This is a genomic window from Roseateles noduli (assembly GCF_050626985.1).
Classification (GTDB): domain Bacteria; phylum Pseudomonadota; class Gammaproteobacteria; order Burkholderiales; family Burkholderiaceae_C; genus Roseateles; species Roseateles noduli_A.
Window position 1 is genome coordinate 1,195,675 of record NZ_CP192463.1, and the last position, 26,635, is coordinate 1,222,309.

Consider the following 26,635-nt stretch of genomic DNA (forward strand, 5'->3'; position numbering starts at 1 on the left):
GATCGCTCTCAGGCCGTCACCGCGGCCAGCAGGTCGCCCGGATGCACCATCAACTCGCGCACGACGCGCAGCGTCGCGTACTGGTGCAGGACCGAGGTGAAGGCGGGCGCTTCGAGCAGCAGTCGCCAGACCGGGCGCAGCAGGGAAGGGGTGACCGGCGAGCCGTCCTCCAGCCGCATGGCGACGTCCAGGCTGGCCTCCGCGGAGAGCAGTTGCATGCGGCTCGCCGCGTTGAGCAGCCGCGGCGCGCGCTCCTCCGGACCGTCGCAGCAATAGAGCACGGCGCGCGCGAGATCGCCCTGCTCGGTGGGCAGCTTGCTCAGCGAGGCGCCGCGCAGGCGCACGTCGCCATCGTTCGAGGCGAACCCATAGGTCGTGCCGATGTCGGCCTGCGCCAGCAGGCGCAAGCCGCGCAGCAGACGGGGCAGGTCCGTCGTCGCGGCATCCGGGGAGGCCTTGGCTTCGATGAGCAGGCAAAGGTCCCAGTCCTCGCCGCCAGGCTCCGCGGTCCCATGGCGTCGCAGCAGTGCCACGTCCCATTCGCTCTTCGCGCGTTGCGCATCGCCGGGGAAGGAGGGCGGCACCCGCAGCGAAGTCGCGACCCGGTATCGCGTGCCACCAACACCGGCACTGATACCAACATCGCCGTGGCCCGTGCCGACACCGCTGCCGCCTTCAGCATTCATGCGGCTGACGAGCGCGTCGAGCGCCTCGGTGGCCAGCGCCTCCACCGCGTCGCCGCGCTGCTGCGCGCCTGCGCCGCTGGCGGCCGCCTGCTCGCTGCCGGCGACCGGTCCTTGCCGGTCCCACAGCGCGCGATAACGCGCCACGAGTGCATCGGAGGACAGCGCGTCGAGGCGCCGGAGATGCTTCATCGCACCGTCGTCGGCGAGGCGCTCGAGGCCGCGAAGGAGCAGCGGTTCGGTGCGAACGTCGGGCAGGTCGCGCAACGGCGCGATGACGTCGGACACACGCGCCCAGTCGCCCGCTTCGCCCGCGGCGTGAAGCGCCAGCAGCGCCTCGCGCGCCGGTCCCGGCGATCGGCGCTGCGTCTTCGCGGGATGGGCGAGGGCGTTGACCGCGGCGCGGACGGCGCGACGATCGCGCTCGGCATGCGCGCTGAGCGAGGCGTACTCGCGGACCACCGCCGAGCGGTGGCGCAACACCATGGCCTGGAAGGCGGGGTCGCCGCCGCTTTCCGCGATGTCGTCGCCATGCGTCTTGAGCGGACGCATCGCCTCGCCGATCAAGTCGGCGAGCGCGTCGAGGAACAGCGTCTGCACGGCGTCTTCGGGTGCCTCCCCGCTGGCGAGTGCCGTCCGTGCGTATTCGATCGCGACGGCGAGCGCGGTCGCCGCGCCCGCGGCGCGAGCGTCCTGCAAGGTCGCCGGCAGCGCGGGCGCGCGATACCGTCGGGCCGTCCGCCGCAGCGCGTCTTCGAGGAGCGGGGGCAGGGCCTGCGACACCTCAAGCGCCCATGGCCATCGACCACGCCAGCCCGATCGCCGCGCAGGCGCCGAGCAGGGGGAGCACGCCCCACTTGAGGCGGAACAGCGCGAACGCCGCGGCGGCGGCGATCAGCGCGGACAAGAGGTCGAAGCGGCCATGCAGCCCGTCCGGCCAGAACACGTGCCCGGCGAAGAAGCAGGCGAGATTGACGATCACGCCGACGACGGCCGCGGTGATGGCGGTGAGCGGCGCGCTCAGGCGCAGGTTGCCGTGCGTCGACTCGATCAGCGGTCCGCCGGCGAGCACGAGGACGAAGGACGGCAGGAAGGTGAAGAAGGTGACCACCGCGGCCGCGATGGCGCCGGCGAGGAAGGGCGCCTCGGGCCCGAAGGGATGCGTGTTCCAGCCGCCCATGAAACCGACGAAGGCCACCACCATGATCAGCGGGCCGGGCGTGGTCTCACCGAGCGCCAGCCCGTCGATCATCTGAGGCCCGCTGAGCCAGTGATGCTGGTCGACGGCGCCCTGGACCACGTAGGGCAGCACGGCGTAGGCGCCGCCGAAGGTCATCAGCGCAGCCTTCGTGAAGAAGCCGCCCATCCGCGTCAGCACGCCGTCGACGCCGTACAGCAGCACCAGCCCGCCCATCGCGATGGCCCACAAGCCGAGACCGACGCCGAGCACGCCCAGCAGCCGACGCCGCTTGAAGCGCGCATGCGGGGGCGTGGGCGTGTCGTCGTCGATGAGCGCGGGGCCGTAGCCGCTCCGGGTCGCGTGGGGCCCGGCGCCGGAGAACGCCGCCGGCGCCAGGCGCGCGCCGACGGCACCGACGACGGCGGCCGTCAGCACGATCAATGGGAATGGGGCGTCGAAGGCGAAGATCGCGACGAAGGCCGCGACCGCGATGGCCCACAGCCAGCCGTTCCTGAGCACGCGCCCGCCGATGCGATGCGCCGCATGCAGCACGATCGCCGTCACGGCGGGCTTGATGCCGTAGAACAGCCCGGCGATCACCGGCTGGGTGCCGAAGGCGGCATAGACCCACGACAGCGCGACCAGGATCAGCAGCGACGGCAGGACGAAGAGCCCGCCGGCGACCAGCCCGCCCCAGGTCCGGTGCATGAGCCAGCCGATGTAGGTGGCCAGTTGCTGGGCCTCCGGGCCGGGCAGCAGCATGCAGTAGTTGAGGGCATGCAGGAAACGCCCCTCGCTGATCCAGCGGCGCCGCTCGACGAGCTCGGCATGCATGATCGCGATCTGCCCGGCGGGGCCGCCGAAGCTGATGAATCCCAGCTTCAGCCAGAAGCGGAAGGCTTCCCGGAATCCGACCGCGGGGGGGCGGTCCGGCGGAGGGGAGACAGGGCGGGTCATGCGGAGATCGAATGGCGGCGGGCCGGACGCGAGGGCCGGGCGATGGCAGCGAAGTGTGCCTCATCAGGCGCCATGGCAACATCGCGCTTTCCGACGCCACGACGACCTTGCCCATGCGCGCCCCTGTGATCACGATGCTGCTCGCCACCGCGTTGACCGCGACCTTCGCACCGGCCTTCGTCAAGGCCGATCCGCTGCCCCCGGCCGCGAAGGCCGAAGTCGCCGCGCTGCTCGACAAGCTGACCGCGTCGTCCTGCCATTTCAACCGCAACGGGGACTGGCACTCCGCCGCCGAGGCGAAGACCCACCTCGAGCGCAAGCTGAACTACCTCGAGGACAAGAACCTCGTGAAGACCGCGGAGCAGTTCATCGACCTCGGCGCGTCCAGGAGCAGCATGAGCGGCAAGCCCTATCTCGTGCGCTGTGGCGGCACGGCGCCGGTCGAGAGCAAGACCTGGCTCACGCGCGAGCTCGCGACCGTGCGCGCCGCGGGGAAGGGCGCCTCGGCGTCTTCGCCCGCGCGTTGAACTCATCTTGCTGACGCGCTTGCGCTGAAGCGATCACGCTGAAGTGCTCACGCTGAAGCTGTCCAGCCGAGTCGCTTCAGCGGGTGGTGCTCGCCTGGAGCTTGCCGAGGATCGCGTAGGCCGCGTCCACGCGCTCCGGGATCGGCCAGCTCCGGTTGCCCAGCAGCACGACGCCGATGCGTTGCGTCGGCACGAATACGACGTAGGCGCCGAATCCGCGCGTCGAGCCGGTCTTGTTGAACAGCCGCGGTCCCGCCGGCGTGTGCTCCAGCGGCTTGACCGCCGTGGTCACGCGCCCCAGCGTGTTGCCCGCCTGGAGCTGCGCCAGCGACACCGGCCACGGGTACTGTTCCCAGCCCAGGCCCTGCGTCATGCCGTCGACCTGGAAGTGGCCGACGTGCGTGGCGTCGACCGCCTGGCGAGTCGTCGCGTCAAGGCCGCCGGGATCGATGTTGACCTGCATGAATCGCACCAGATCCGCCGCCGTCGTCTTGATGCCGTAGGACTCCGCGTCGAATGCGCCCGGCGAGACCCGCACGGCCATGTCCTGGGTCGCCCCCTGGTGCTCGACCTTGTCGTAGCCCGTGGCGTAGTTCGCCATCGCTGCCGTCGGCACCCGCAGGTAGGTCTCTCGCAGGCCGAGCTTGGGCAGCAGGTCCGCTTCGACCGCATCGGCGTAATCGCGCCCCAGCGCCGCGGCCGCAGCGCGGCCGAACAGACCGATGCTCGGATTCGAATAACGACGCTTCTCGCCCGGCGCGAAGTCCGGCTTCCACTGCTGAAGATAGCGCAGCATCGACGCCTCGTCGGTCACCGCGTCCGGCACCTGCAGCGTGAGGCCGCCGGCCGTGTAGGTGACGAGGTTCAGCAGCGTCGCGCGGTCGATCGGATGGTCCTTCAGCGCGGGCAGGAAACGGCTGGGGTGGTCCGACAGCTGGAGCTTGCCTGCCACCAGCGCCTTCGCGCCCAGCGTCGCGTTGAAGGTCTTGCTGACGGAGCCGACCTCGAACAGCGTCCTGTCGTCGACCGGCTGGCCGGACTGCTTCGACGCGACGCCGTAGTTGAAGACGAAGGAGCGTCCGCCGACCGTCACGCCGACGGCCATGCCGGGGATGTCGTTCTTCGCCATCATCGGGCGGACCGCCGCGTCGACGGCCGCGCGGATCGCCGCGGCATCATGCACGGGGTCACGCACGGGGTCAGTCGTTGCCTGCGCGGAGAAGAGCGCGAGACCGGACGCGGCGAGCGCCGTCAGTTGTGCCGTCAGTCGCGCCGCGGCGCGTGGAATCCCATGCATCGATGAAGCCTCGTTGGAATCGTTGGAATCGGTCCGCGCGAGATGCGCGGCGTTCAACCCGGACCATAGAGGCTGTCGCCCTCCGGCTGAAGGCGAAAGGCGCGTTACGGGCGGCCGCCGTAACGCGCCCCTGATCTCAAGGCTGGACTTCGAAGACCAGCATCTGGTTGCGGTCCGTCAGCGAGTCCGCCGTCGGGAAGTTGTCGTCGGCGACGACGACCAGGCTGCGCTTGCCGTTGGGCAGCTTCGGCCCGAAGGTCATGCCTTCGAGGTTGGCGATGCCGCCGAGCTGCGTCTTCAGCGTCTCGAAGTCCAGCACCATCTTCTTGCTCACCGGCGTCGCGCCGGTCAGCGAGGGGGCCGTCAGCACGTTGGTCGCGTTGGCGGTGTCGATCTCGTAGAGTCGCACCTGGTTGCCGATCACGCCGACCGAGAAGCTGCGCTCCAGCACCAGGAAACGCGTCGCCGACAGCGCCAGGATCTCCGTCGGACCGTTGACCGTGAACTGGTCGGCCGGCACCGGCGTGGCCTGCACCTTCTCGATCGGATAGACGTACTGCGCGTTGGCCACGCCGCTCGCGCGATCGAAGCGCGTCAGGCGCGACGCGCTGCCTGCCGCCGGCGTCGGTGTGGCGCCGTCCTGGATCAGCGCGCCTTCCATCAGCACCCAGGCCGACTGGGCGTCGGGCGAGAAGCTCAGGCCCTCGAAGACCAGGTTGCCGCGCGGGCCGGTCTCCTGCGCGCTCATCTGGAACATCGCCGGCAGGGTGTACTCGCGCACGTGGCCGCCCTGCGGCGAGATCTCGCGGATGAAGGGGTTGATCACGCGCGGCGGCGTACTCGTCAGCGTGCGGTCGCCCTCGCTGAGCCAGACCCAGTTGCCGGTGACCGGATCCACGCGGACCGACTCCGGATCCGCGACCTTCGCGTCCGGCACCTTGGGATAGACGCTGCCGTCCGGCTGCTTCATCGTTACCACGCCGGTGAAGCTCACCGCGCTGAAGGTGTTCGCGTCGAAGCTCAGCTTGGCGGTGTAGAGGCGGGGCGCGCCGGCGGAGTCCGTCGTCGTGCGGTCGTCGCTGATCAGCACGTAGGTGTCGGTCTTGGGGTCGTAGTCGACGCCGGACAGCCCGCCGACGACCGTGCCCGCGTAGTCCATCCGGCGCGGCAGCACCTGCTGGCCGATCAGGCGCAGGCTGGATACGGTGATGTTGTTGTTGCCGTTGATGGGCTCGCCGGCGTCGTCGTCGCTGCCGCCGCAGGCGGCCAGCGCTGCGGTCGCCACCAGCAGCGGCACGAGGCCGCGGGTCGCGGCGAGGGAGCAAGCGATGGAACGGCGGAAGGACGGCGTCGAGGTGAAGGACATGACAGCGATGGAGGTCGTGATTCGTGTCATGTTCGTTGCGCAAGGTTGCGCCGAGGTGACAGGCCGTCGCTATCATTCGCACCCGCCGCGCCGCATCATTTCGAAACACATGGCCGGCCGATCAGGGAGAAGAAGTCATGCGAGCCGTGCTGCTCATCATCGTTGTCGCCATCTTGGGCGTCGTCGGCTGGAAGAAGCGCGACGAGATCCCGTTCCTGCGCGATGCCGCGCGGCAGGTCGAGCGCCAGGCAGAGAAGGTCGAGATTCCCAAGAACCCCTTCGCCGAGAGCCCGCCCGTCACGGCGGATGACCCGCGGACGAATCCGATCCCCGGCCGCGCGCGCCGCTGCCTGGTCAACGGCAGCGTGCTCTACACCAACGATGCCTGCCCGGCGGGCAGCACCGAGCAGCAGGTCAAGGGCGGCACGATCACCGTCATGCCGGCCTACAAGGCGCCGCCGGCGCCCGCGTCGGCCGGCTCCGGCATCCCCAACGCCCGCGACCTGCTCAAGCCCAAAGGCGGCACGCTGAAGGACCAGGCGCACGAGAAGGCGATGGAAGGCCTTTGAGGTCTCGGCGCCTGCCTCGGACGAGGTCCGCGCAGAGTCAGGTCTTGCGTCCCACCTTGCCGACCGTCTTGACCGGCAGCACCGCCAGCAGCACGCGGCCCACGCCGAAGACGGCGATGCCCAGGCCCCACGCGAGGAGCTTCACCAGCGAGCAGGCGCTCATCGCCAGCAGCGCCACGCCGGCGAGGCGGGGCATGCCGAGGGTGTCGATCGCGACCGCGGCCAGCGTCGACAGGTCTTCCAGCGCGTCGGCGCCGAAGGCCAGCGCCGGCAGCCAGCCGATGGCCAGCAGCAGGCGTGACCGCGACTCACCCGGGTGGCGCCATCCCGCCAGCCACGTGAACACGCGCGACGCGAGCCGCGACAGCAGGTAGGCCGCCGCCAGCAGGAAGAGCAGGTCCCATGCGAGGCCCCAGAAGAGGCCCGCGCGGTTCTGGCGGATCCATTCGAGGTGATGGGGCCAGCCGTGGACCACGACGTGGACCAGGAAGCCCGCCTGGTGGCGTGCGAACTCCCACGGCGCCACCGCGCTGCGCATCAGGCATTCCCACCAGCCGCCCGGCGCCGGCAGCCTCGACTGCAGGAAGGGCAGCTGCTGCAGGTTCCAGCCGGAGAGCAGCAGGAAGGCCGCGCCCGCGAGGACCGCGAACAGCAGCCACGGCAGCGACCGCCGCTCGTCCCAGACGCTGGGGCCCTGGAACGGCGCGGGCGGTGACTCGGGCGCCACGTCGACCGGGATCTTCTGCCTGCCCTTGGGGATGCGGACGACCTCCATCGTCATGCGCCGCACCGTCATGCCGGCGAGCGCCCAGAGCGGCGTGTCGTGGAGCGCGTCGTGGCGCAGCGGCAGCGTGCCCACGAAGGACTCCGGCAGCGGCATGCCGAAGGCATCGCTGCCGGCGGGCAGGCTGGACAGCGGCGGGACGCCGAGCTCCGCCGCCGCCTCGTTGACCATCCACACCATCGACGCATCGGGCAGCCCGGTGCGGCCGTGGGGATAACGTCGACTCTCCGCCGATTGCGCCGGATAGCTGCCGCCGACATCGCAATGCACGCCCGGGAACCAGAGCTGACGCAGCGTGCGCACGATCGGGCGGTTGAAGCGGTCGACCGCGGGCACGTCGACGCGGCTCGGCGAGTCGTAGACCCGCGGCAGGAAGGGCCAGCGGTGCTCGTCGAAGGCCAGCGCGTGGCGGACGTTGAGCATGTGCTTCTTGTCCGCGAAGGTCGCCGTGGCCGGGTTGTCGCGCGAGCCGAAGGGCGGCAGGCCGACCGATTCGACGGTGTCCCAGACGCCGACCCAGAAGACGTCCGCGGGCCGCGCGAAGTTGCGCCGGACCTGCTCCGCGAGGCGGTTGCGCGTGGCCGCGGTCGCCTCCTCGCCGCCCTGGGCGCCGCGCGCGCCTTCCTGGCCCGGTCTGGCGAACCCGCGGTGGACGAAGCGCGCCAGCGAGCGCCGCCAGTTCTTGCGGCCTTCGGCCTGCTCCTCGATCGGGGGCTGCGAGAAGTAGATCCGGACCAGCGTCGGGATCAGTTCCTCGTGCTCGGGGCGCAGGATGCCGAAGAGGTTGACCATGCCGACGATCGCGCGCGCCGTGAACGCGCCCCGCGAGAAGCCGAAGCAGAAGATGCGGTCATCGATGCGCTCGTCGAAGTGGCGCATCAGGAAGCGGTAGCCCTCGCCGATGTTGTCGTAGACGCCCTGACCCGAGGCCAGCCCGGCGATGCGCGCCCAGCGGCGCTTGATCAGGTCGATGAGAGCGGTGGGCGGCGCCGAGTCGGGCGAGCCGACGCCAGGGTCGTAGTACAGCAGCGAATCGATGGTCGGCCGTTGGCTGCGCAGGTAGCCGAACAGCTTGAGGACGTTGGTGTCCTCGATGCCGCCGGTCAGCGTGTTGTTCGTGCCGTCGCAGAACAGCACGAGGTTGCGCTGGCGGAGGTCGACGCCGCCGCCACCGGTGCCGGCGCCTGTCGTGCTCTTGTCCATGGTCATCCCCCCCTGTGTTTCTTCTGTCGAAACTGGAAGGCTAGGACGGAAGGGCCAGGCGGTCATCCCCGAATGTGGGGACTCGGGAAAACACAGGGGCCGGGGGAAGGGCGCGGCTGTCGCACGGCGTCCGGCTGAGGCACCATTCAGGGCATGCCGCTTTCCGATCCGCAACACCTGGTCGACGGCGCCGTGCGCCGCCGGCGTCGCATGACGGCCTGGCTGATCGGCGCCAACCTCACCGTCGCGCTGGTGCTGGGCGCGCTCGTGGCGCATGTGCTGCTCACGTCCCATCGCGCGTACGCGGCGCAGGCGCGCGATGTCTCCGAGGGCCTGGCCGCCGTGGCGCAACTCAACGTCGCGGCCGAGATGGGCCGCGTCGACGCGGTGCTGCGCGCGACCGCCGGCGAGATGGAGCGGCTGCTCGAGGCGCCGGGCGGCGCCTCCGACGCCGTGCTGAACGAGGTGCTCAACGCGCGCTTCGGCCTGCTCTTCGGCATCGAGGCCCTGCGCGCCTCCGACGCGTCCGGGCAGGTGCGCTGGGGCACTCGCCTGCCGGCCGAGGCACCGGCGTGGATCACCGATCGCGACTTCTTCATCCGGGCCCGCGACCTCTCGAAGCCGCTGACGCAGGTCACCGGGCCGCTGGTCTCGCGGGTGTCCGGCAACTGGGTGATCGGCTTCGGACGGCCGCTGGTGGTGCGCAACCGGTTCGCGGGCGTCCTGTACGTGACCGTGGGCGTCGATCATTTCCGGCATCTCTTCGAACGCTACGACCTCGCGCCGCTCGACGCGATGACGCTGCGCCGCGACGACCTGCGCCTGGTCGCGCGCATGGCGCCGGGCAGCCCGGCGCAGGGCGGCATCGGCGAGACGCTGGTCTCGGACGAGCTGCGCGCGATGCAGGCCGCGCAGCCGCGCCAGGGGACCTTCGTGTCGACGGTGACGATCGACGGACAGAACCGCACCACGGCGTACCGCGCGCTAGACGACTGGCCCTTCGTCGTCTACGCCGGGGTGAACAACGAGCGCTTCTTCAAGCCCTGGCGCCAGCAGGCCTGGACGGTGGCCTCGCTGGCGGTGCTGGCCTGGCTGCTGGTGGCGTTGGCGGCGTGGCAGGTCCATCGCGTGACGCGGCGTCAGGACCGCGCGATGCAGGCGTTGGCCGACCAGGGCAAGCGGATCCAGGCGCTGATGCGCGTCTCGGCCGACGGCATCCACATCGTCGACCGGCAGGGGCGGCTGGTGGAGTTCAGCGACGCCTTCGCGGAGATGCTGAAGTCGACGCGTGCGTCGCTGCTGGGGCGGCACGTCTCGAGCTGGGATGCCAACCAGGACGAGGCCGCGATCACGCGCTGGCTCGCCGGGGTCAAGGCGGGGGACCGGCAGCGCGTCGACGTGCAGCACCGGCGCGACGACGGCGAGGTGATCGACGTGGAACTGCAACTGAGCGTCGCCGAGATCGGCGGGGAGCTGCTGGTGTTCTCCTCGGGCCGCGACGTCACGCAGCAGCGACGGCTGCTGCGCGAGCAGGCGGCGATGCTCGAGAGCGACCTGGTCGGCATGGCCAGGATCTCGCGCCGCAGGATCACCTGGCGCAACCGCGCGGTGGAGCGGCTGCTCGGCTACGGGCCCGGCGAGCTCCAGGGCGTGTCGGCGCGGGTGTTCTACTGGGACGACGAGCAGTTCGAGGAGGTGGGCCGGCAGGTCTACGCGGCGATGGTCGAGCGCGGCTACTACCGCTCGCAGATCCGGATGCGGAGCAAGTCCGGCGAGGCGGTGTGGGTGGACTTCGGCGCGGTGCCCTTGTCGGACACCGAGATCTTCGCGATGGCGGTCGACATCACCGCGATGAAGGCGGCGCACGAGGACCTGGCGCACGCGGCCTTCCACGACGCGCTGACGCAGCTGCCCAACCGCGTGCTGCTGTACGACCGGATCGAGCAGGCCCTGGCGCTGGCGCGGCGCGAACGCCAGCAGGTGGCGGTCTGCTACCTGGACCTGGACGGCTTCAAGGCGGTCAACGACGCGCAGGGGCACGACGCGGGCGACCAGTTGCTGCAGACGGTGGCGGCGCGCCTGACGGCGGGCATCCGCCCGCTGGACACGGTCGCGCGGCTGGGCGGCGACGAGTTCGTCCTGGTCCTGACCTGCATCGAGGACGGGGGATGGCGAACGGTGCTGGCGCGCGTCGTCGACGCGATCGGCGAGCCGATCGTGTTGTCCTCCGGGGCGAAGGTGGCGGTGGGCGTCACCGCGGGCGTCGCGGTGTTCTCGCCGGACGACACGGTCGGCGCGCACGAGCTCATCGAGCGCGCGGACCACGAGATGCTGCGCGGGAAGCGCGATGGGAAGGGGCGGGTCAGGGCAGGGTGAGCGCGGGGTGAGGACAGGATGAGCGCTGGATGATGGCGGTGTGACCGCAAGATGAAGGGGTCGGGTCCCGACCCTGGTATTTCATCAGCCCTGCGGAAGCATCTCGTTGCACCGCAAGACTAGGGATGTCGCGCACGTTCACAGAACCTAGACTGACTCGGACGTGATCGCGGTTCGGGCCTCTCGGCAGGGAATGGGAAGGTCGCCGGTTACGAATCGGACAAGACACTCCTGTGGGGGGAGCAATTGGCGCCATCGGCCTGGATCGCCTTTACCGGGTCGTGCGACGCCGGTCTGCATGAGCGATGCCACTCGCTGCTGGCGCGCGCGGGCATCGCCGTCAGCACCTCAACGCCCGAGGACGGCGCGACGCTGGGCCTGGTCATTTTCGGCGCCTGTGACGACGAGCTCCTCACGCTGCTGCGACGGCACGGCGACCATGCGCTGGTGCTGGCGATCTGCGTCGGCGCCGAAGTCCTGTCGAGCACCGCGCAGTGGAATCTCGTCCATGCCGGCGCGCGCGATGTGCTGCAGTGGCCGGAGCTGCCCGCGACGGCCGACGAGATCAGCGCGCGGCTGCAGCACTGGCGTCGGGTCGACGCCCTGATCGATTCGCCCGCGGTCGCGTCCTGCCTGGTCGGCACCAGCCCGGCGTGGCGGCGCACGATGCGCGGCGTGATCGAGGCGACGGTCTCCACCTCGGCGTCGGTGCTGATCACCGGCGAGAGCGGCACCGGCAAGGAGCTGATCGCGCGCCTGATCCACGACCTCGACCCGCGGCCCGACAAGGGCGAGTTCGTCGTCGTCGACTGCACGACGCTGTCGCCGGAGCTCTCCGGCAGCGAGTTCTTCGGCCATGAGCGCGGCGCGTTCACCGGGGCGGTGGGATCGCGCGAAGGCGCCTTCGCGCTGGCCCACAAGGGCACGATGTTCCTCGACGAGGTCGGCGAGCTGCCGTGCGAGCTCCAGGCCCGGCTGCTGCGGGCGGTGCAGGAGCGCCAGTACAAGCGCGTCGGCAGCAACACCTGGCAGCACAGCGAGCTGCGCCTGGTCTCGGCCACGCACCGCGATCTGGTGCGCGGCATCGCCGACGGCAGCTTCCGCGCCGACTTCTACTACCGCATCGCCGGATGGCAGTGCCGCACGCTGCCGCTGCGCGAGCGCAAGGACGACGTGCTCCCGCTGGCGCTGCACTTCATGCGCGAGCTGCTGCCGGCATCGAACGGGCGGGACGGGCCGACAGGGCCGGGGGGGCCGGGGGGGCCGGCCGTCGAGCCGACCATCGACCCGGCGGTGCGCGAGTTCCTCGTCGCCCGCGACTACCCCGGCAACGTGCGCGACCTGCGCCAGCTGGTCACGCGCATCTGCCAGCGCCACTGCGGTCGCGGGCCGATCACCGTCGGCGACATCCCGCCGGAGGACCACGCGGTCCCGGGCGCGCCGCCGCTGTGGCCGGACAACAGCTTCCGATCGGCCATCCGGTCGGCGGTGCAGCTGGGCATCGGCATGAAGGACATCAGCCAGCGCGCCACCGAACTCGCGGTGGAGATGGCGCTGGAGTGCGAAGACGGCAACCTGCAGCGCGCCGCCGCGCGGCTGGGCGTCACCGACCGCGCACTGCAGATCCGGCGCGCCAGCCAGCGGGCGCTGGTGTGAGCGCAGCGCGCCGCCGCGCTCGCGCGGTCAGGCGCAGCAGATTGCCGCCGGTGACCAGCGCCTCGTCCGCCGCGGACAGGCCGAGCGCGCGCACCTTGGCCAGCTCGACGCCGGGATGCAGCCACGGGCCGTCGCTGCCGAACAGCAGCTTGTGCGCGCCGGCGCGCCGCACGGCCTCGACGAGGAGGTCGAAGCGGCGCACGCCGGACGTGTCGGCGTGGATGTTGGCGTGGCGCACCAGCGGATCGATCAGCGCGCGCTGCGCGCGCCAGTCGTCGGAGAAGCTGCCCAGGTGCGGCACGATGAAGTCCACATCGGGGAACTCCAGCGCCAGCAGCTCCGCCTGCGCCGTTTCTCCGACCACGTCGTAGAGCACCGGCAGCGCGAATTCACGCGCCGCCTCGCAGACCTCGCGCGAGATGTTTGCATCGTGGCGATGAAGCTTGATGCCGACGAAGCCGTGCTCCTCGACGCCCGTGCGCACCAGTTCGCCGATGCGACCGCGGTCGCGCGCCGCATGCACGAAGACGAAACCGATCCAGCGCCGCGGCTGCGCGGCCACGATGCGAGCGACCTCCGCGTTGGCCCGTTCGTAGTCGGAGTGGAAGGCCGCGAAGATCACCGTGCGTCCGATGCCGGCCTGCGCGGCGCGCCGCGCGTAGTCGCGCAGCGGCGCGCCGCTGTCCCACGGCCCGGTGAAGCCGTCGCCGGGGCCGGCATGGCAGTGGCAGTCGATGATCATGGGGATGCCCGTCGTCAGGCCGGGCCGATCTGCTCGAACTCCCAGCGCACGCCCCGCGGCAGCACCAGCTGACCCGGCGGCATCGGATCGAAGGGTTTCGGATCGATCGGTGTCTTGCGCAGGGCCCGTGCCATGGCGGTCTGCAGCTGCGGCGGCAGCGCGTTGACGATCTTCACGGGACCGCGGGTCATCGACGGCTTGTAGGGCAGCTGCGCGTCCGTGAGGTCGTCGGAGCGGCGCAGCAAGCGCGCCAGCGCGAGCTCGACCATGCGCACCACGCCGGCCACGCCGTGCGCGCCGCGGTGGCCGTGCACCGTGGCCAGGTAGTACTGCAGCTTCGGGTGGGCGCGGTTCAGCGCGATGTGCGCCGGATCGCCCATGCGCCGCGCGAAGGTGTCGCTCATGCCGACCTTCAGGATCTTCGGCTTCGCGTCGGCCCCGCCGGCCGCGGCCGGCTCGAACGCGATGTACACGCCGCCGAAGCCCGTGAACGAGCTGCCCGCGCGCACGATCTGCGCCCGCGAGTAGGACTTCGGCAGCCAGCTCAGCCGCGCGTTCAGCGGGCCGAAGGCACTTTCCTGTTCGGCCTGCTGTTCGCCTTCCTGTTCGCCTTCTTGTTCACTCTCGTACGCGCTCTCGTACTCGCCGAACTCACCGGCGCCGACGCCGCCGAACTCGGCCTCCTTCACCGGCGCGCTGCGGCCCCAGGTGCGCCACAGGTCGGGGATCGCGTTGCCGTCGCCGACCTTGAAGCCCGACCCGCCGTCGCTGAGCTTCAGCGTGTCGACGGCCCATTGCCCGACGTGGTACCAGATGTCGGGACCGGGATCGTTCTCGCGCGAGGCGCTGCTCTGGCGATGCGCCAGGATCGTCTTCAACCCGATCTTCGCGACGAGGTAGCGCACCAGCCGGCGGCCGGCTTCCAGCTGCGCCGGCGTGACCTGGTCGCGGCCGTACTTGTCGCCCTGCCACCACTTGCCCTTGGTGTTGGGGAAGTTGCCCGCGAACTCCACCGCCACGCTGCCGTGGTTGAAGCCGTTGCTGGCCCAGACCATCGCGAGCTCCGGGTGCAGTTGCAGGATGCGGCCGTCGGCCATGATCGCGAAGTGCGAGCCGATCTTCAGGTAGTCCGTCAGCGCGTTCTTGCGGTTGCGGCAGCAGGCCATCTGGTGCAGCACCAGCGCCTTCACCTGCGCGGCCGGGCGCATCCCGTGGCGGTTGCTCTTGTCGGCCTTGTCGGTCAGGTCGATGATGCCGGCGCCGGCCGCGCTCGCGGCGCCCGCCGCACCCGCCAGCGTGCCGGCGATCTGGCCCGCGACCTGTCCGATGCGGCTGCCGATGCCGCCGATCACGTCGCCCAGGCCCCATTCGCCGACGATCTCGAATTCACGCGTGTCCATGTGCGTCTCCCGGTGGATGGCTGATCAGACGCCGTGCAGCACCAGCGTCGAGCCGCGACGCGTCCAGCGGCCGCCGTTGCGCGTGCCCGCACCGCCCGATGCGCCGGGCCGGCCCGGCAGCGCACGGCCGCTGAAGTGCGGCAGGTGCTGCTGCGCTGCGGCGGCCACGGCGGCTTCGAACTCCGCCGGCGCGGTGCCGTCGGTGACTTGCTGCGCGGCCGTGCCGGCGATGCGCACGAAGCGGCGCGCCATCTCGAACTCGCGGTCCTCCAGCTCCAGGCCTTCGAACTCCATCTCCAGCGCAGAGCTCACCGCGCTGCCCAGCGCCGTGCCCAGCGCGGTGCCGACCCCCGGGATCGGGATCATCGACCCGAGCGCGCCGCCGACGAAGGGCAGCGCCTTCTTGGCCACCGCCTTCAGCACGCCGGAGAAAGGCTTGGCGATCTTGCCGACCGTGCCGGCGACCTTCTTGACCCCCTTCCACAGCTTGCCGAGGAACTGCTCGAGCTCGGCCTCGCTGGACACCGACAGCAGCTCGGCGGCGAGGGCGATCTCCTCGGCCTCGCTGAACGGCGAGCCGCCACCGCGTCCGTATTCGCCCTGGCCTTCGTATTCGCCTTCGTACTCGTACTCGCCTTCGAACTGGCTCTCGTGGGGACCTTCATAGGGGCCCTCGTACTGGCCCTCGAACTGCCCCTCGTATTGCCCTTCGTATTGCCCTTCGTATTGACCCTCGTACTCGCCTTCGCCTTCGTACGCCCCCTCGAATTCACCTTCGCCTTCCGCGGCGAACTCGAAGGTCTGCTGGGCGCCCCCGCAGCGGGGGCAGTTGCAACGGATCGGATGCATGGTCATCTCCTCGCTGGGGGCATCGGGCGCTGCCGCGGGACCGGGGTCGGCGGCGGCGGGTTCAGGCGGCGCGTCGGGGGGCGCATACGGCGGCGCATAGGACGGCGCATAGGGCGACGCCAGGCATTGCTGCATGCAGCGCTGATAGCGCGAGCCGGGACCGCCCCAGGCCGGCCACGGCGTGGGATCCCAGGCCGAGCCGTAGCGCCCCCAGGGTGCGGCACGCGAGGGGCGCGACGACTGCGGCGGCGGACGTTGCGGTGATCGCTGTGGTGATCGCTGCGGCGATCGCCGCTGCGACGACGCAGAGCGGCGCTGCGAGCCCCCGTAGCGGGAGCCGCCGGAGCGGCCGCCCCGATAACCGCGTTCGAACTCCTCGGACGCGGTCTCGAATTCGTTGCCGGTGGACAGCAACTCGAAGGATGTCGTGGGATTCATGGAGCCTCCGCAAGGAAGGGGTGGAACGGGCGCCGCAACGCCGCCAGGGCTTGCACCAGCGCCTGCACGGCGCGCTCGATGCAGGCCGCGGTGTGCCCCGCGGTGATCACGAAACTCAGCCGTGCCTGCGCCTGCGCCTGCACCTGCGATCGCGATCGCGATGGCGATGGCGATGGCGATGGCGACTGCCAACGCGACTGCGCACGCGACTGCTTGTGCGACGTCGAATGAGACGCTGAATGCGATGGCGGATGAGATGGCGGATACGACGCCGGATACGACGCCGGATACGACGGTGGATACGACGGCGGAAGCGACGGCGCCGCCACGCCTTCGACGTGCAGGACGGTGCGGACTTGCCGCTGCAGCAGCGCGGCGTGCAGCGCCGCGGGCCGACCCAGGCTCAGAGCCGGCCAGCCCCGGGCGCCGTCCACCGGGTGGCGCAGCTCCACCGGATGGCGCAGACCCAGGTACAGCGACGACGTGAAGTCGAGCATGGCCGCCGCCGGGGGTCAGGCGTTGCGCTGCTGCTGGGCCAGCCGGCGCTGCATCAGCAGCGAAGGCGGGGTGGCGTCGGCGCTCGGGTCGAAGGTCTCGCTGCCGAGGTCCACGCCCGTCGCCGCGCGGTACGCGTGGATGTAGCCCTGCACCTGCGGCCGCCAGAAGCGCGCCCAGTTGAAGGCCTGGGTCGGCTCGTAGACCTCGCTCCACGCGCCGAAGCGGATCGACAGCATCATCTGCTCGCCGAAGATCGCCAGGTTGCGGAAGTGCACGACGCTGGTGTCGGTCCAGCCCTGCAGCTTCTTCATCGCGTCGACGCGGTCCATCCACGGCTCGGGGTAGGCCACCATGATGCGGCTGGGCAGGAACTCGCGGAACTCGGGGCGGCCGAGCAGCCATTGCTGCATCAGCATCTCGATGCGCGCGGTGGTCGCCAGCTCGCCGAAGTTGTTGTGCGCGCCTTGCGACATCACCAGGTGGACCTCCTTCAGCGCGTTCAGCACCGGGAAGGCGTCGGCCTTGACCGTGGTGTCGTCGTCCTGCTTGTAGAACGCCGTCAGCAGCCGCAGCAGGTGGTGGAAGCCTTCGAGGAACTGCGAGCGCGAGTCGGCGACCCGGAAGTCCTTCACCGCCTTGCCGCGCAGCGTCAGGCCGTACTGGTGGGCGTACTCGGCGTTGCGGCGGTTCACGGTGAGCCGGTGCTGCTCGTCCTGCGTGTAGCCCCACAGCACGCTGTTCAGCGGCCGCAGCGGGTCGATCTCGAGGTTGGCCAGCGGATCGGGCGTGCCCGGCGCGGCGCGGTTCTGAAAGCGCCGCGTCACCGCGTTCATCGTCTGCACCAGCATCGCCTCCTCGTGCCAGTACGACCAGATCAGCTCGACCAGGCAGGGGTTGGCCAGCTTGTCGTGCACGAAGCCGACGGCCAGGTTGGCGCCGTCCGGGTTGCCTTCGATGATCGGGATGTCGGGCAGCTTGCGCGCCACGAGGGCGAGGTAGGGCAGGAGGCCGCCGGGCCGTTCGAGGTAGCCGTCGAAGCTGCCGCGCGCGTCGTCGAAGGCGGGCAGGTCGCGCCGGTCCAGGTAGGCGTTGTCGTGGCGCGGGTGGAAGGCGTTGTCGTGTTCGCCGCCCTGCAGCACGCCGCAGTTGACCATCACGAAGGCCTCGGTCGCGGCCTTCAGCACCCGGTACGCGTCGCTGTCGTTGAAGGGCAGGAAGCGCTTCAACGAGAGCTTCTCGAAGGCCTCCTTCTCGGCTTCGAAACCGCGGCCGCCGCGGCCACCGTGGCCGCCTCCGCCGCCATCGCCGAAGCCTCTGCGGTCGCTGCCGCGGTCGCCGTGGCGCGGACCGTGGCGCCGGCCGCCGAACAGCACGTCCATGAAGCGCAGGTAGTGGTTGAAGCCCAGCGCATCGGTGCCGTTGCGGATGGCCAGCCACAGCGTCATGTCTTCGGTCGGCTCGGTCTCGGTGCGGGTGAGGGCGATGCCGAGCTGGCCGGAGACCGGCTGCGTCGGCATCGACGCGGCGTGGCCGGTGTGGGCCAGCGTCAGCACGGCCGGCGGCTGCCCCGCGGCGGCGCCCAGCGCCGGGGAGCGCAGCTCGTAGACGAAGTCGACGCGGCCGGCGCGCGACACGGGGGTGGAGAAACTGGTGAAGCTGCCGTCGTGCGACAGCTCGGTCGAACCGTGCGGCGGCACGATGTGCAGCTGCGGATTGACGGTGTGGTTGACCGTGGCCTTCAGGTAGTCGCCGACCTGGGGCGGGCGGCAGTCCAGCGTCTCGCAGTCGCGCGTCATCCAGCGCGCTTCCAGCTGGGCGCAGAACTCCGGTTCCAGGCCTTGCCTGCTGGTGCCGCCGTCGCCGACGGTGAAGCGGGCCGAGTAGGTCCGCGGGTGGTGCAGGAAGCCGAGCACGTACTCGCCCGGCGCGACGTCGTCGAAGCACAGGTGGCCGTCGCCGTCGCTGCGCTTGAGCAGCAGCACCTGCTCGTCGGCCGGATGGGACCCGGCGGCGAGCCCGGTGGTGTGGAACAGGCCGACCTGGGCCTGGGCGATCGGACGGTGCGCGCCGCCGCTGTCGCGCACCCGGACCTCGATCGAGGACCGGCGATCGGTATCGTGGTCGTGATGGTGCTTGCTCATGAGGGTTCTCCTTCGGTGACAGTGAAGCTGCGGCCCTGCGCCGCGGCGCAGGCCAACGAGGTGTCCAGCGTGCTGGCGAGCGCCCAGTGCGTGAGCAGCTTGCCGAGCAGCAGCGATTCGTCCTCGGGGCTGAGCCGGCCGTCGCAGCGCGCCTGGCCGATGACGGCGAAGACGAGCGACGGCGGCGCCCGGTACATCAGCGCCGGCACCCGGGTCCAGAGCCGGAACAGCGCCGAGAGCCGCGCCGGCCGCCGCTCGGCGACGTCCAGCACCTGGGCCAGCGTGCGGCCGCGCAGCGCCGCGGGGCGGTGCTGCACGAGCACGCTGACGAAGGCCGGCATCAGCGCCTGCAGGCGATCCAGCAGACGCAGCGACTCGGCGTCCAGGCCGCGGGTCGGGTAGAAGGCTTCCCACATCGCGGCCAGGCGCGCCCACTGCGGATGCGGGTAGAGCGCGTCGCCCATCGCGCAGCTGAGCTTCACGCGCAGCCAGGGGACGGGGTGCGGGTCGTCGACGTTGATGCGGAAGACGAAGGCGCGCGGCAGGCTGACCACGGCCATCAGCCCGGTCGGCGCGGCCACGCCGATGCGTGCGACGGACCAGAAGTCGGCCACGATCTCGCTGATCCAGCGTTCATAGAGGCCCCAGGCCACCGCGCCGTCGCCGGCACCCTGCTGCAGCCCGCGCAGCACCGGCCGCAGCGAGTCGACCAACCCGAGCAGCGCCGCCGCCTGATGTCCGACCTCGTGCACGAGCGACGAGGCGATGCCGCTGCCGATCATGCGTTCGCGCGGCACGCGGATCACGGCCACGGGGCTGGTGCCGCCGCCGGGCAGGCGGGTGCGCGCGCGGCGGATGGCCGCGCCGGGGCCGCGGTCGAGGTAGCAGATCACCGGCGGCGCGCGGTAGTAGCGGCCGCGCAGCGCGAGCGCATCGGCCGACAGCACGTCCAGCCCGGACAGCCAGACGCCGCTCTCGCTTTCGCTGCGCTGCGTGACGACGTCGCTGAAGAGGTCGAACTGCGTCAGCACGGCGTTGAACTTGAGCCGCAGGTAGGCGAAGCGGCGTTGCGCCTCGGCGGCGCTGGCTCGTTGCGCGGCGCCGCTGTCGAGCCAGCCCATGAAGCCGTGGACCAGGCGGCGCAGCTCGCGCCGGCCGGCGATCAGATGGCCTTCAATCTCGCTCTGCGCGGCCGGCAGCAGGTTGGCCGCGGGCACCATCGGCTCGACCAGCGCGAAGGGCTTGACCCGCGCCAGCCGCGTCAGCAGCGCACGCGATTCCTGCATCAGGAACCACGCGGGATAGGTGCCGATGGCCATGGTGGTTCACGCGCCGAAGATGACGATGCGATGGCCGCGGCGCACCCAGCGGCCGCTGGTGGCGGCGCCCGGGCGTGCGGCGGTCGGCGGGGCGGATGCGGCGGAGGCGCCGCCGGTGAGCAGGCCCGGCGCGTGCTGCTTCGCCGCGGCGACGGCGGCCTGCTGCGCGACGGCGCGCGGGTCCGCGTTGGGCGGCGCGGAGGCGGCCTGCGCGGCGGTCTGCGCGGCCAGGCGCACGAACTGCTTGGCGCCTTCGAATTCGCGGTCCTCGCCGGCCATCTCGGCTTCGAGTCCGAGCGCATTGCTGGCCGCATTGGCCAGCCCGCTGCCGATCCTGGCGCCCAGCGGTCCGCCGAAGTAGGTGCCGATGGCGGTGCCGGCCATCGGCAGGGCCTTCTTGGCCACGCCCTTGAGCACGCCGCCGACGGCCTGCCCGATGGGGGAGCGCGCGAAGGAGCCGACGGCCTTGGTTGCGCGGCTGACGAGGTCGCCGAGGAAGCGGTCGAGCTCACCTTCGTTGGCCACGGACAGCAACTCGCCGGCGAGCTCGAGTTCTTCGGCCTCGCTGAAGGCGCCGGATTCCGTCGACCACTCGTTCTCTCCGAATTCGAACTGCTCGTTCTCGTACTCCATCTGGGTGCGGTCGATGTCGTGCATGGTGGGCTCCTGGTTGCGGTGGGGTGAGGAAAGGAGGCCGGGGGCGTGATGGCGCGCGGCCAGTTCGAAGGCGTCCCGGGCCGCCCGCTGCGGTGAGGGCGGGAAGGGCGGGGAAAGGCGGGCAGCGGCGGTGGCGAGATGGCGCACGGCGTCGGCGGACAGGCGCACGAAGTTGCGCGCGAGCTCGAACTCCTTGTCCTCGGGGCTGAGGCCCTCGAGTTCGAGGCCCGCAGCGCGCGTCGCGGCGGCGAGGGGCTGGTTGCCGCGCGGACAGCCGGTGCAGGGGAGGACGCGGGCGGCGCTCTGGAGCAGCGCGCCTTGCAACGCACGCGCCGCGGCGGGATCGACGGGCGTGCCGAGCTGCCGGGACGTGCGGGCGATCAGATGGTTCAGCGAAGCGGCCAGCGCGGGCGCGGTGCGCGCCTCCAGCAGCTGCGCGGCGAGCTCCAGCACCTGGCCCTCGTTGAACACGCCGGCCGATGCCGGCGTGCGCTGCGCGACGGCGGCCAGCGGACCTGGCGAGGTGCCTTCCTGAGCCTCGGTCTCGGGGCTGTAGTCGACCAGTGGATGCGACATGGGGCGGTGCTCCTTGCCTCATCTTTTGCAAGCACCGTGCCACTGCGCGGGGACGTGGATCTACCTGGGTGAGGGCCTCAAAAGCGGCGATGGCGGCGAAGCGCGATTCGCTTTTCGGCGTGGGGAGGGCGCCATGGCCGAAATGACGTTCGTCCGTGGTGGTCTGTCGCGTGTGGCGTCGACTGAGGCGATCACTCGCGGAACTGCTCGATGTGCCGCTTCAGGTACTCGATGCGCAGGGCGGGGAACTTCAACGCCAGTTCCATGAACGGCTTGTCGAAGGCATTCAGCGGCGAGCCCTTGTAGGAGTCCGAAAACGCCTGCAAGGAGCCTTGCGCCTTGAACGGGGCGCGTCGCGGGCTGTCCTGGTCCGCGACGCGCAGTACCTGCTCGAACAGGGTGGCGGCCTCATCCGCACCCAAGGCCCGCAAAGCCGTTGGCACTTGCGGCGCCGATTCGCCGGAGCTGTTCCAGAAGAACTGGTTGAAGCCGCCGTCGGCGACCTCGGCTTCGACGATGAATGAGACGTGGAAGATCTGGAATCCGCGCGGCAGGGAAGCCAGCGGCTTCGGTTCGCCGATCTGGCCGAGGATGCGTCCCTCGATGAACGCCATCACGGCGGCATCGAGCTGGTCCTCGGGAATGGCGCGCCACGCGTCGTCGTTCAGCGAGGTCAAGCGCGGACGAGGAGCTTCCTCTTCGCGTGCGCGCCTTTCGATCTCCTGCAGCGACTGGCGCAGTTCGGGCGACATCGCGCCTTGAGAGGCAGGCGTGGACGGTGGGGCTGGCGTGCAGGCCGTGGCGCCGAGGAGCACGGCGACGGTGAGCAAGTTGGATCGCATCAGGGCCAACGGTGGAACCTCGAAGTCTTTCTGAACCACGACGCGACGGAGGCCAGTCCGATGGCGCCGGCGAGCACGGCGGCATAGAAGTGAAACCAGAACCAGGTGCTCCGCGCTGCTTCGATGTCCGCGAGTGTCGCCACCGGTCGGCCGTCAGCTTCCAATTCCCACAAGGTGGGACGGCGGTCGGTGTGCACGGCATATCGGATCTTTGCCGTGCGCGCAGTCTGGATGATGGACCAGACGCGTTCCACGTCCGGATCGGGGCTCTGATAGGTCAGTGTGAGAGGCGGGTGTCCGACGTGAATCTTGAAACCCGTCAGCAGGCCCGCCTCGCGGAGCGGCTCCCTGTCGACGATGGAGCCGCTCTCGATTTCCAGATCCTGCGGAGCTCGAGAGTCGACCCTGAAGGTCATCGCGAAGAACAGCACGCAGAGCACCAGTGTCACGATGGGAAGGAGGATGGGCTTCGGCTTCATGAGGCGGGCGGGACGGCCGTTGCCTTGGACCACACGGCCATCCAGCCGGTCGCGCGGCGCTCGTAGACGTCCATGTGCCAGCAATCGACGACCTTGCCCGACGGGAAGCTCAGTCTCGCGCGGTAGCGGACGACCGCGAGGTCCTCCGACGCGCGGACTTGCATGTCGCCGTGTTCCCAGCCGGTGTAGAAGGGCGCCTCGGCGATGAGTCCGAGGTACTTGTCGCGGCTGAACAAGCGGCCCGCCGGCGTGATGAGCTCGTACTCCGGCGCATGCAGCGATTCGATGACGGGCATGTCGCGCTCGACGATGGCGCGGGTGCGGCGGATCTCGAGGGCGGGGAAGAAGTCTCCGGGGGCCAGGTTCGGAGCGCGCTCATCGTCATGCATCGGTTCCTCCTTGCGGCTTGCCTCGATGGAGGAAGCTGGTCCAGAACACACGCTCCCAACGTCTGGACTGAAGCGAAGATCCTGGCCGTTCCCGCACCGCGTCGGTCACCGGTATCGGCGAGCAGTCGCTCCAGCGCGGCAGTGTCGAATGGGACGGCCTCGTAGGCGTTCATGTGATCGGCGCCGATCATAGGGGCAGGGGCGTCGGGCTGCGTCGCCTGGCACCTCGCTTGCTCCCGAACAGGGAATCCGGATCAACCGGAAACACCGAGCTGAAGGAGAACTGGAAGTGATCATCATGAAATTCACCGCGGCTTCGACCATCGTGCTGTCCGTGGCGCTCACCGGCTGTGAACGCCCTGGGCACTCGACATCGGCACCGACGTCCGAGATGCCGATCGCCTCAGCGCCCACAACAGCAACCGCAACGCCTGACCCCGCGCAGGCCTGGCTGGGTCGATGGAATGGACCGGAAGGCACCTACTTGCAACTGAACGCCGCTGACAACGCCAGCTACGAAGTGCGCATCAAGGACCTGGATGCTGAGCGCACGTTCAAGGGCGTTGCCAAGGACGGCGCCGTCCACTTCGAGCGGGATGGCAAGCAGGAGTCGATCAAACCCACCAACGGCGACGCCACGGGCATGAAGTGGCTCGCAGGCAAGACGAAGTGCCTGACGGTTCATCCAGGGGAGGGCTATTGCCGTGACTGAGGCGTAGCCGCCTTTACTTCCGCTTCTGGTCCGGAAGGCAGACGCTTGTCGATTTCCGACCCTCCGCTTCGTCGTCAGTGCATCACCACCTTCAAAGGACTTCCCTTGAAATACCTCGGCCTCGCCTACTTCACCCCCGACGCATTCGCCAAGATGTCGCCTGAAGACGTCAAGGCATTGGTGAGCCAATGCCCGCCGCTGGACGAGAAGATGCGCGCCACCGGCAAGGTGCTGGTGTCCGCATCGCTGGGCGATCTGGAGGGCTGGAAGACGCTTCGTCCGAGCGGCGGCAAGACGCACGTCACCGACGGGCCTTACACCGAAGCGAAGGAAGTCGTCGGCGGCCTGTTCATCATCGAGGCGGACAGCGAGGAAGAAGCGCTGCGCATCGCCTCCATGCATCCGGCCGCCACGCTGGGCGAAGCGGGCGGCTGGGCCGTTGAGTTGATTCCGATGGACTTCTACTTGAGCCGTTGAGGACTCGGAGGAACTGCACTGCGCCGGCTGCGTCAGGTGCTGATCGCGTTGGTGAACGTCAACCGGTTCCCGAACGGATCCGTCACCGAAACGTCCCTGGACCCCCACGGCGTCTCTTCCAGCCCGGGCCGGGCGTAGCCGTACTGCCGGCCGATCAGTTCCGCGTGGAAGCCTTCGATGTCGTCCGTCTCGATGCGCATCGCCGCACCCGGACAGGCATCGCCATGATGTTCCGAGAGGTGCAGCACGCAGCCGTCCCGGGAGACCTGCAGGTAGAGCGGCAGTCCGGGTTCGAAGCGATGCTCCCAGTCGACCTGGAAGCCCAGGAATTGCACATAGAACTCCAGCGCCTTGGCTTCGTCGAAGATGCGCAGGATCGGGGTGGTCTTGGCGAATTTCATGAGCGCGATCATCCTACGGCTACAGTCTCCAAACCCATTCGCCAGAGAAAAGTGAGGGGCCATGGACTCCGACATGAAGACGTTCCCCGCCCCCGATGCGGTGCGGGACCATCTCCTCGCCAAGGCGACGCCCGGGCAGCTCGAAGACGTGAAGCGACTGGTGCAGCTTCTCTGCGCCGTCACCGGCGAGGCGCCGGCCATGTGGGGCGCCAGCATCGTGGGCTTCGGCGCCTACCGCTACACCTACGCGTCCGGTCGCTCGGGCACGTCGTGCCTCGCGGGCTTCGCCATTCGAGGCAAGGAGTTCGTCCTCTATCTGGCGCCGGACTGGGAAGGCGCGCAAGCCTGGTTGAGCAGGCTCGGGAAGTTCAAGGCCGGCAAGGGCTGCCTGTATCTGAAGCAGCTCGCCGACGTCGACATCGATGTTCTTGAGCAGTTGGTGTCGGCGTCAGTGGAAGAACTTCGTCGGCGTTACCCGGTTCAAGAGGACCCGTCATCCGGTTGAAAATCCGTGCGCGGCGAAGGCGCCTCTCGCTTCCGGAGCAGCGTTCACTGCGCGCCGCCGCGGTCCGGTCCCTGCTATCCGATGCACTTCCCGCTCTGTGCGCCGTGCCCCGGCAACGGCACCCCTGGCAACTCGATCGCATAGTGCAGCGACAACATCTGCCACCCCTGCGGCCCCAGTTGCCACTGCGTGCTGTTCACGCCCACGTAGTCCGGTGCCGCCTGCGCGGGATCGCGGCGTGATTCGACCACGCTGTAGACCTCGGCCTGCCCCGCGTAACGGCGCAGTTCCCGGTGGATCTCGCATTCATGCAGCGCTCGCGGGGACGGCTTTCCCACGGCGGCGATGAACGCCTCGGCGGACCAGCTGCGCGCTTGCAGCTGACTGACGTTTGCATTGAGCTGTTGGCCCCACACCCGCGCTTCCGGATGCATCAGCGCGCTCATGCGTACCGTGTCCGCGGGTTGTCCTGGCGCGTGGCTGAACGACTGCCACAGCGCGGTGACCTGCGCCTCCAGCGCGGCGCGGCTGAACGCCAGCGCCTCGGGCCCGAGCGCGTCGATCAGCGCCGGCCAGCTCACGCGATAGACCTGCGACAACCCTGACGCAAGACCTGACACCGGTCGCGTCGACGCAAACAGCAACCATCGCCCGTCCGCGGTGACCGACGGCGTGAACTCGAACCCGGCGCCGTTGATTGGCGCTGGCAATCGCAGCGCTGGGCCGAACTGCTCGCCGACGCGCTCGGCCAGGTAGAGGTCGGCGCCGCCTTCGCTCCCGGCGCGGTTGCTCCACCACACGGCAAAACGCCCGTCCGGGCTGAGGGTGAAGTCGCTGTTGGCCGTCCCCTCGTTGATGGGAGAGGGGAGAAGGCGAGGAGGGCGGTCTTCATCGTCGTCGACGCGGTAGATGGAGAGCTTGCCCGGACCGCCGGCGCGTGTGGACGCGAAGTACAGCCGCTTGCCGTAACGCTCGGGACCGAGCTCCTGCCCCGGGCTTTGCAGCGCATCGGCCAGTCGCCGTGGCGGCGTCCATTGCCCGGTGGCGAGATCCGACAACCCGGCTTCGAACAGATCGAGATCGTCGCCTCGAGCGGCGGCCTCCGTGCCGGACCGATGGGAGACGAAGGTCAATGTCTTGCCGTCTCCGGACAGATGCGGGTCCGAGTCGCGCGAGCGGGGCTCGGAGAACGGCAGCGGCTCCGGGGCGCGCCAACTGCCGTCCGGATTCCGCCGCTGCCAGAAGATCTGCGATTGCTTGAAGCCCGCGGCGGAGCGCGCGAAGACGCGCAGGGAGGCGGTTTCCTGCAGGTTGTAGGTCTGCGTCTGCGGATCGGCGCCGGGCAGTTCGACCCGTTCGACGACCAGTTCGGGCGCTGCGACCGCGGGCGCCGCAGCGACCGCAAACGACGGGTCATGAATGGCCGCAAGGAGAAGCAGGGCCACAGGGTTCAGTGCGCGTGCAAGCATGGCGATCAGGGCTGGAAGTCCGGAATGCGCCGATGCTAGAAGCGAGGTGAAGACCTGACCCCCGCGATGTGATGAAGCCGGTGAAACACGCCGTCAAGGCGGCCGGAGGCGGATGAGATGCCGCGCGAGCGTGGCCGAGCAAG

The 26,635-nt window shown here is 70.0% G+C and carries 24 protein-coding genes; 7 read left to right on the forward strand and 17 right to left on the reverse strand.

Annotation, left to right across the window (positions count from 1 at the left end; genetic code table 11):
• Positions 1 to 8 precede the first annotated feature (8 nt).
• The gene (locus ACQ4L4_RS05350; protein ID WP_431103194.1) at positions 9 to 1,466 is read right to left on the reverse strand and encodes a 3-deoxy-D-arabino-heptulosonate 7-phosphate synthase; all 1,458 of its coding nucleotides are present in this window, start codon (positions 1,464 to 1,466) and stop codon (positions 9 to 11) included.
• 1 nt (position 1,467) lies between these two features.
• Positions 1,468 to 2,820, reverse strand: coding sequence for a chromate efflux transporter (chrA, locus tag ACQ4L4_RS05355; protein WP_431103195.1), 1,353 nt, complete (start codon positions 2,818 to 2,820; stop codon positions 1,468 to 1,470).
• A 113-nt stretch (positions 2,821 to 2,933) separates the two neighbouring features.
• Here chrA and ACQ4L4_RS05360 point away from each other — a divergent pair, with 113 nt between their 5' ends.
• A complete protein-coding gene (locus tag ACQ4L4_RS05360) occupies positions 2,934 to 3,347 on the forward strand; it encodes a DUF5329 domain-containing protein (RefSeq protein ID WP_431103196.1) in 414 nt (137 codons plus the stop codon).
• A 76-nt stretch (positions 3,348 to 3,423) separates the two neighbouring features.
• Here the strand turns inward: ACQ4L4_RS05360 and ampC are convergent, their stop codons facing one another.
• Together ampC and ACQ4L4_RS05370 are read right to left on the reverse strand one after the other, a co-directional pair.
• Positions 3,424 to 4,644, reverse strand: coding sequence for a class C beta-lactamase (gene ampC, locus ACQ4L4_RS05365; protein ID WP_431103197.1), 1,221 nt, complete (start codon positions 4,642 to 4,644; stop codon positions 3,424 to 3,426).
• Between the two features lie 136 nt (positions 4,645 to 4,780).
• Positions 4,781 to 6,010, reverse strand: a complete 1,230-nt coding sequence (locus ACQ4L4_RS05370; protein WP_431103198.1) for an esterase-like activity of phytase family protein — start codon at positions 6,008 to 6,010, stop codon at positions 4,781 to 4,783.
• A 137-nt stretch (positions 6,011 to 6,147) separates the two neighbouring features.
• Here ACQ4L4_RS05370 and ACQ4L4_RS05375 point away from each other — a divergent pair, with 137 nt between their 5' ends.
• Positions 6,148 to 6,579, forward strand: a complete 432-nt coding sequence (locus ACQ4L4_RS05375) for a hypothetical protein (protein ID WP_431103199.1) — start codon at positions 6,148 to 6,150, stop codon at positions 6,577 to 6,579.
• A gap of 37 nt (positions 6,580 to 6,616) precedes the next feature.
• Here ACQ4L4_RS05375 and ACQ4L4_RS05380 read toward each other — a convergent pair whose 3' ends face one another.
• On the reverse strand, positions 6,617 to 8,572 hold the full coding sequence (locus tag ACQ4L4_RS05380) for a T6SS phospholipase effector Tle1-like catalytic domain-containing protein (RefSeq protein ID WP_431103200.1): 1,956 nt from the start codon (positions 8,570 to 8,572) through the stop codon (positions 6,617 to 6,619).
• Between the two features lie 147 nt (positions 8,573 to 8,719).
• Here ACQ4L4_RS05380 and ACQ4L4_RS05385 point away from each other — a divergent pair, with 147 nt between their 5' ends.
• Positions 8,720 to 10,942, forward strand: a complete 2,223-nt coding sequence (locus ACQ4L4_RS05385) for a diguanylate cyclase domain-containing protein (protein ID WP_431103201.1) — start codon at positions 8,720 to 8,722, stop codon at positions 10,940 to 10,942.
• A 246-nt stretch (positions 10,943 to 11,188) separates the two neighbouring features.
• Positions 11,189 to 12,598, forward strand: a complete 1,410-nt coding sequence (locus ACQ4L4_RS05390; RefSeq protein WP_431103202.1) for a sigma 54-interacting transcriptional regulator — start codon at positions 11,189 to 11,191, stop codon at positions 12,596 to 12,598.
• Here the strand turns inward: ACQ4L4_RS05390 and ACQ4L4_RS05395 are convergent.
• The 10 genes from ACQ4L4_RS05395 to ACQ4L4_RS05440 form a co-directional block, all read right to left on the reverse strand.
• Positions 12,546 to 13,340: an amidohydrolase family protein gene (locus ACQ4L4_RS05395; protein WP_431103203.1), complete on the reverse strand. Its 795-nt coding sequence runs from the start codon at positions 13,338 to 13,340 to the stop codon at positions 12,546 to 12,548. The genes ACQ4L4_RS05390 and ACQ4L4_RS05395 overlap by 53 nt on opposite strands.
• A gap of 14 nt (positions 13,341 to 13,354) precedes the next feature.
• Complete coding sequence (locus ACQ4L4_RS05400) at positions 13,355 to 14,740, reverse strand: peptidoglycan recognition protein family protein (protein WP_431103204.1); 1,386 nt, start codon at positions 14,738 to 14,740, stop codon at positions 13,355 to 13,357.
• A 24-nt stretch (positions 14,741 to 14,764) separates the two neighbouring features.
• Positions 14,765 to 16,027: a hypothetical protein gene (locus tag ACQ4L4_RS05405; RefSeq protein WP_431103205.1), complete on the reverse strand. Its 1,263-nt coding sequence runs from the start codon at positions 16,025 to 16,027 to the stop codon at positions 14,765 to 14,767.
• Positions 16,024 to 16,524 (reverse strand): hypothetical protein, encoded by a 501-nt coding sequence (locus ACQ4L4_RS05410; protein WP_431103206.1) that lies wholly within the window; start codon positions 16,522 to 16,524, stop codon positions 16,024 to 16,026. The genes ACQ4L4_RS05405 and ACQ4L4_RS05410 overlap by 4 nt, the downstream gene beginning before the upstream one ends.
• A 15-nt stretch (positions 16,525 to 16,539) precedes the next feature.
• Positions 16,540 to 18,666, reverse strand: coding sequence for a carboxypeptidase-like regulatory domain-containing protein (locus tag ACQ4L4_RS05415; protein WP_431103207.1), 2,127 nt, complete (start codon positions 18,664 to 18,666; stop codon positions 16,540 to 16,542).
• Positions 18,663 to 19,985 carry a hypothetical protein gene (locus ACQ4L4_RS05420; protein WP_431103208.1) on the reverse strand — a complete coding sequence of 441 codons (1,323 nt, stop codon included), beginning with the start codon at positions 19,983 to 19,985 and terminating at the stop codon, positions 18,663 to 18,665. Before ACQ4L4_RS05420 ends, ACQ4L4_RS05415 begins: the two co-directional genes overlap by 4 nt.
• Before the next feature lie 6 nt (positions 19,986 to 19,991).
• Entirely contained in the window at positions 19,992 to 21,218 is a 1,227-nt protein-coding gene (locus ACQ4L4_RS05425; RefSeq protein ID WP_431103209.1) for a hypothetical protein, read from the reverse strand.
• A 191-nt stretch (positions 21,219 to 21,409) separates the two neighbouring features.
• Positions 21,410 to 22,060: a DMP19 family protein gene (locus ACQ4L4_RS05430; RefSeq protein WP_431103210.1), complete on the reverse strand. Its 651-nt coding sequence runs from the start codon at positions 22,058 to 22,060 to the stop codon at positions 21,410 to 21,412.
• Positions 22,060 to 22,539, reverse strand: coding sequence for a hypothetical protein (locus ACQ4L4_RS05435; protein ID WP_431103211.1), 480 nt, complete (start codon positions 22,537 to 22,539; stop codon positions 22,060 to 22,062). Before ACQ4L4_RS05435 ends, ACQ4L4_RS05430 begins: the two co-directional genes overlap by 1 nt.
• A complete protein-coding gene (locus ACQ4L4_RS05440; RefSeq protein ID WP_431103212.1) occupies positions 22,536 to 22,928 on the reverse strand; it encodes a nuclear transport factor 2 family protein in 393 nt (130 codons plus the stop codon). The genes ACQ4L4_RS05435 and ACQ4L4_RS05440 overlap by 4 nt, the downstream gene beginning before the upstream one ends.
• Before the next feature lie 289 nt (positions 22,929 to 23,217).
• Here ACQ4L4_RS05440 and ACQ4L4_RS05445 point away from each other — a divergent pair, with 289 nt between their 5' ends.
• A complete protein-coding gene (locus ACQ4L4_RS05445) occupies positions 23,218 to 23,640 on the forward strand; it encodes a hypothetical protein (RefSeq protein ID WP_431103213.1) in 423 nt (140 codons plus the stop codon).
• 105 nt (positions 23,641 to 23,745) lie between these two features.
• On the forward strand, positions 23,746 to 24,117 hold the full coding sequence (locus ACQ4L4_RS05450; RefSeq protein WP_431104880.1) for a YciI family protein: 372 nt from the start codon (positions 23,746 to 23,748) through the stop codon (positions 24,115 to 24,117).
• A gap of 32 nt (positions 24,118 to 24,149) precedes the next feature.
• Here ACQ4L4_RS05450 and ACQ4L4_RS05455 read toward each other — a convergent pair whose 3' ends face one another.
• A complete protein-coding gene (locus tag ACQ4L4_RS05455) occupies positions 24,150 to 24,518 on the reverse strand; it encodes a glyoxalase superfamily protein (protein WP_431103214.1) in 369 nt (122 codons plus the stop codon).
• Positions 24,519 to 24,591: 73 nt separating this feature from the next.
• Between ACQ4L4_RS05455 and ACQ4L4_RS05460 the strand changes: the two genes are divergently transcribed.
• A complete protein-coding gene (locus ACQ4L4_RS05460; RefSeq protein WP_431103215.1) occupies positions 24,592 to 25,023 on the forward strand; it encodes a DUF1801 domain-containing protein in 432 nt (143 codons plus the stop codon).
• Positions 25,024 to 25,097: 74 nt separating this feature from the next.
• Here ACQ4L4_RS05460 and ACQ4L4_RS05465 read toward each other — a convergent pair whose 3' ends face one another.
• Positions 25,098 to 26,492, reverse strand: a complete 1,395-nt coding sequence (locus ACQ4L4_RS05465) for a TolB family protein (protein WP_431103216.1) — start codon at positions 26,490 to 26,492, stop codon at positions 25,098 to 25,100.
• Positions 26,493 to 26,635 lie beyond the last annotated feature (143 nt).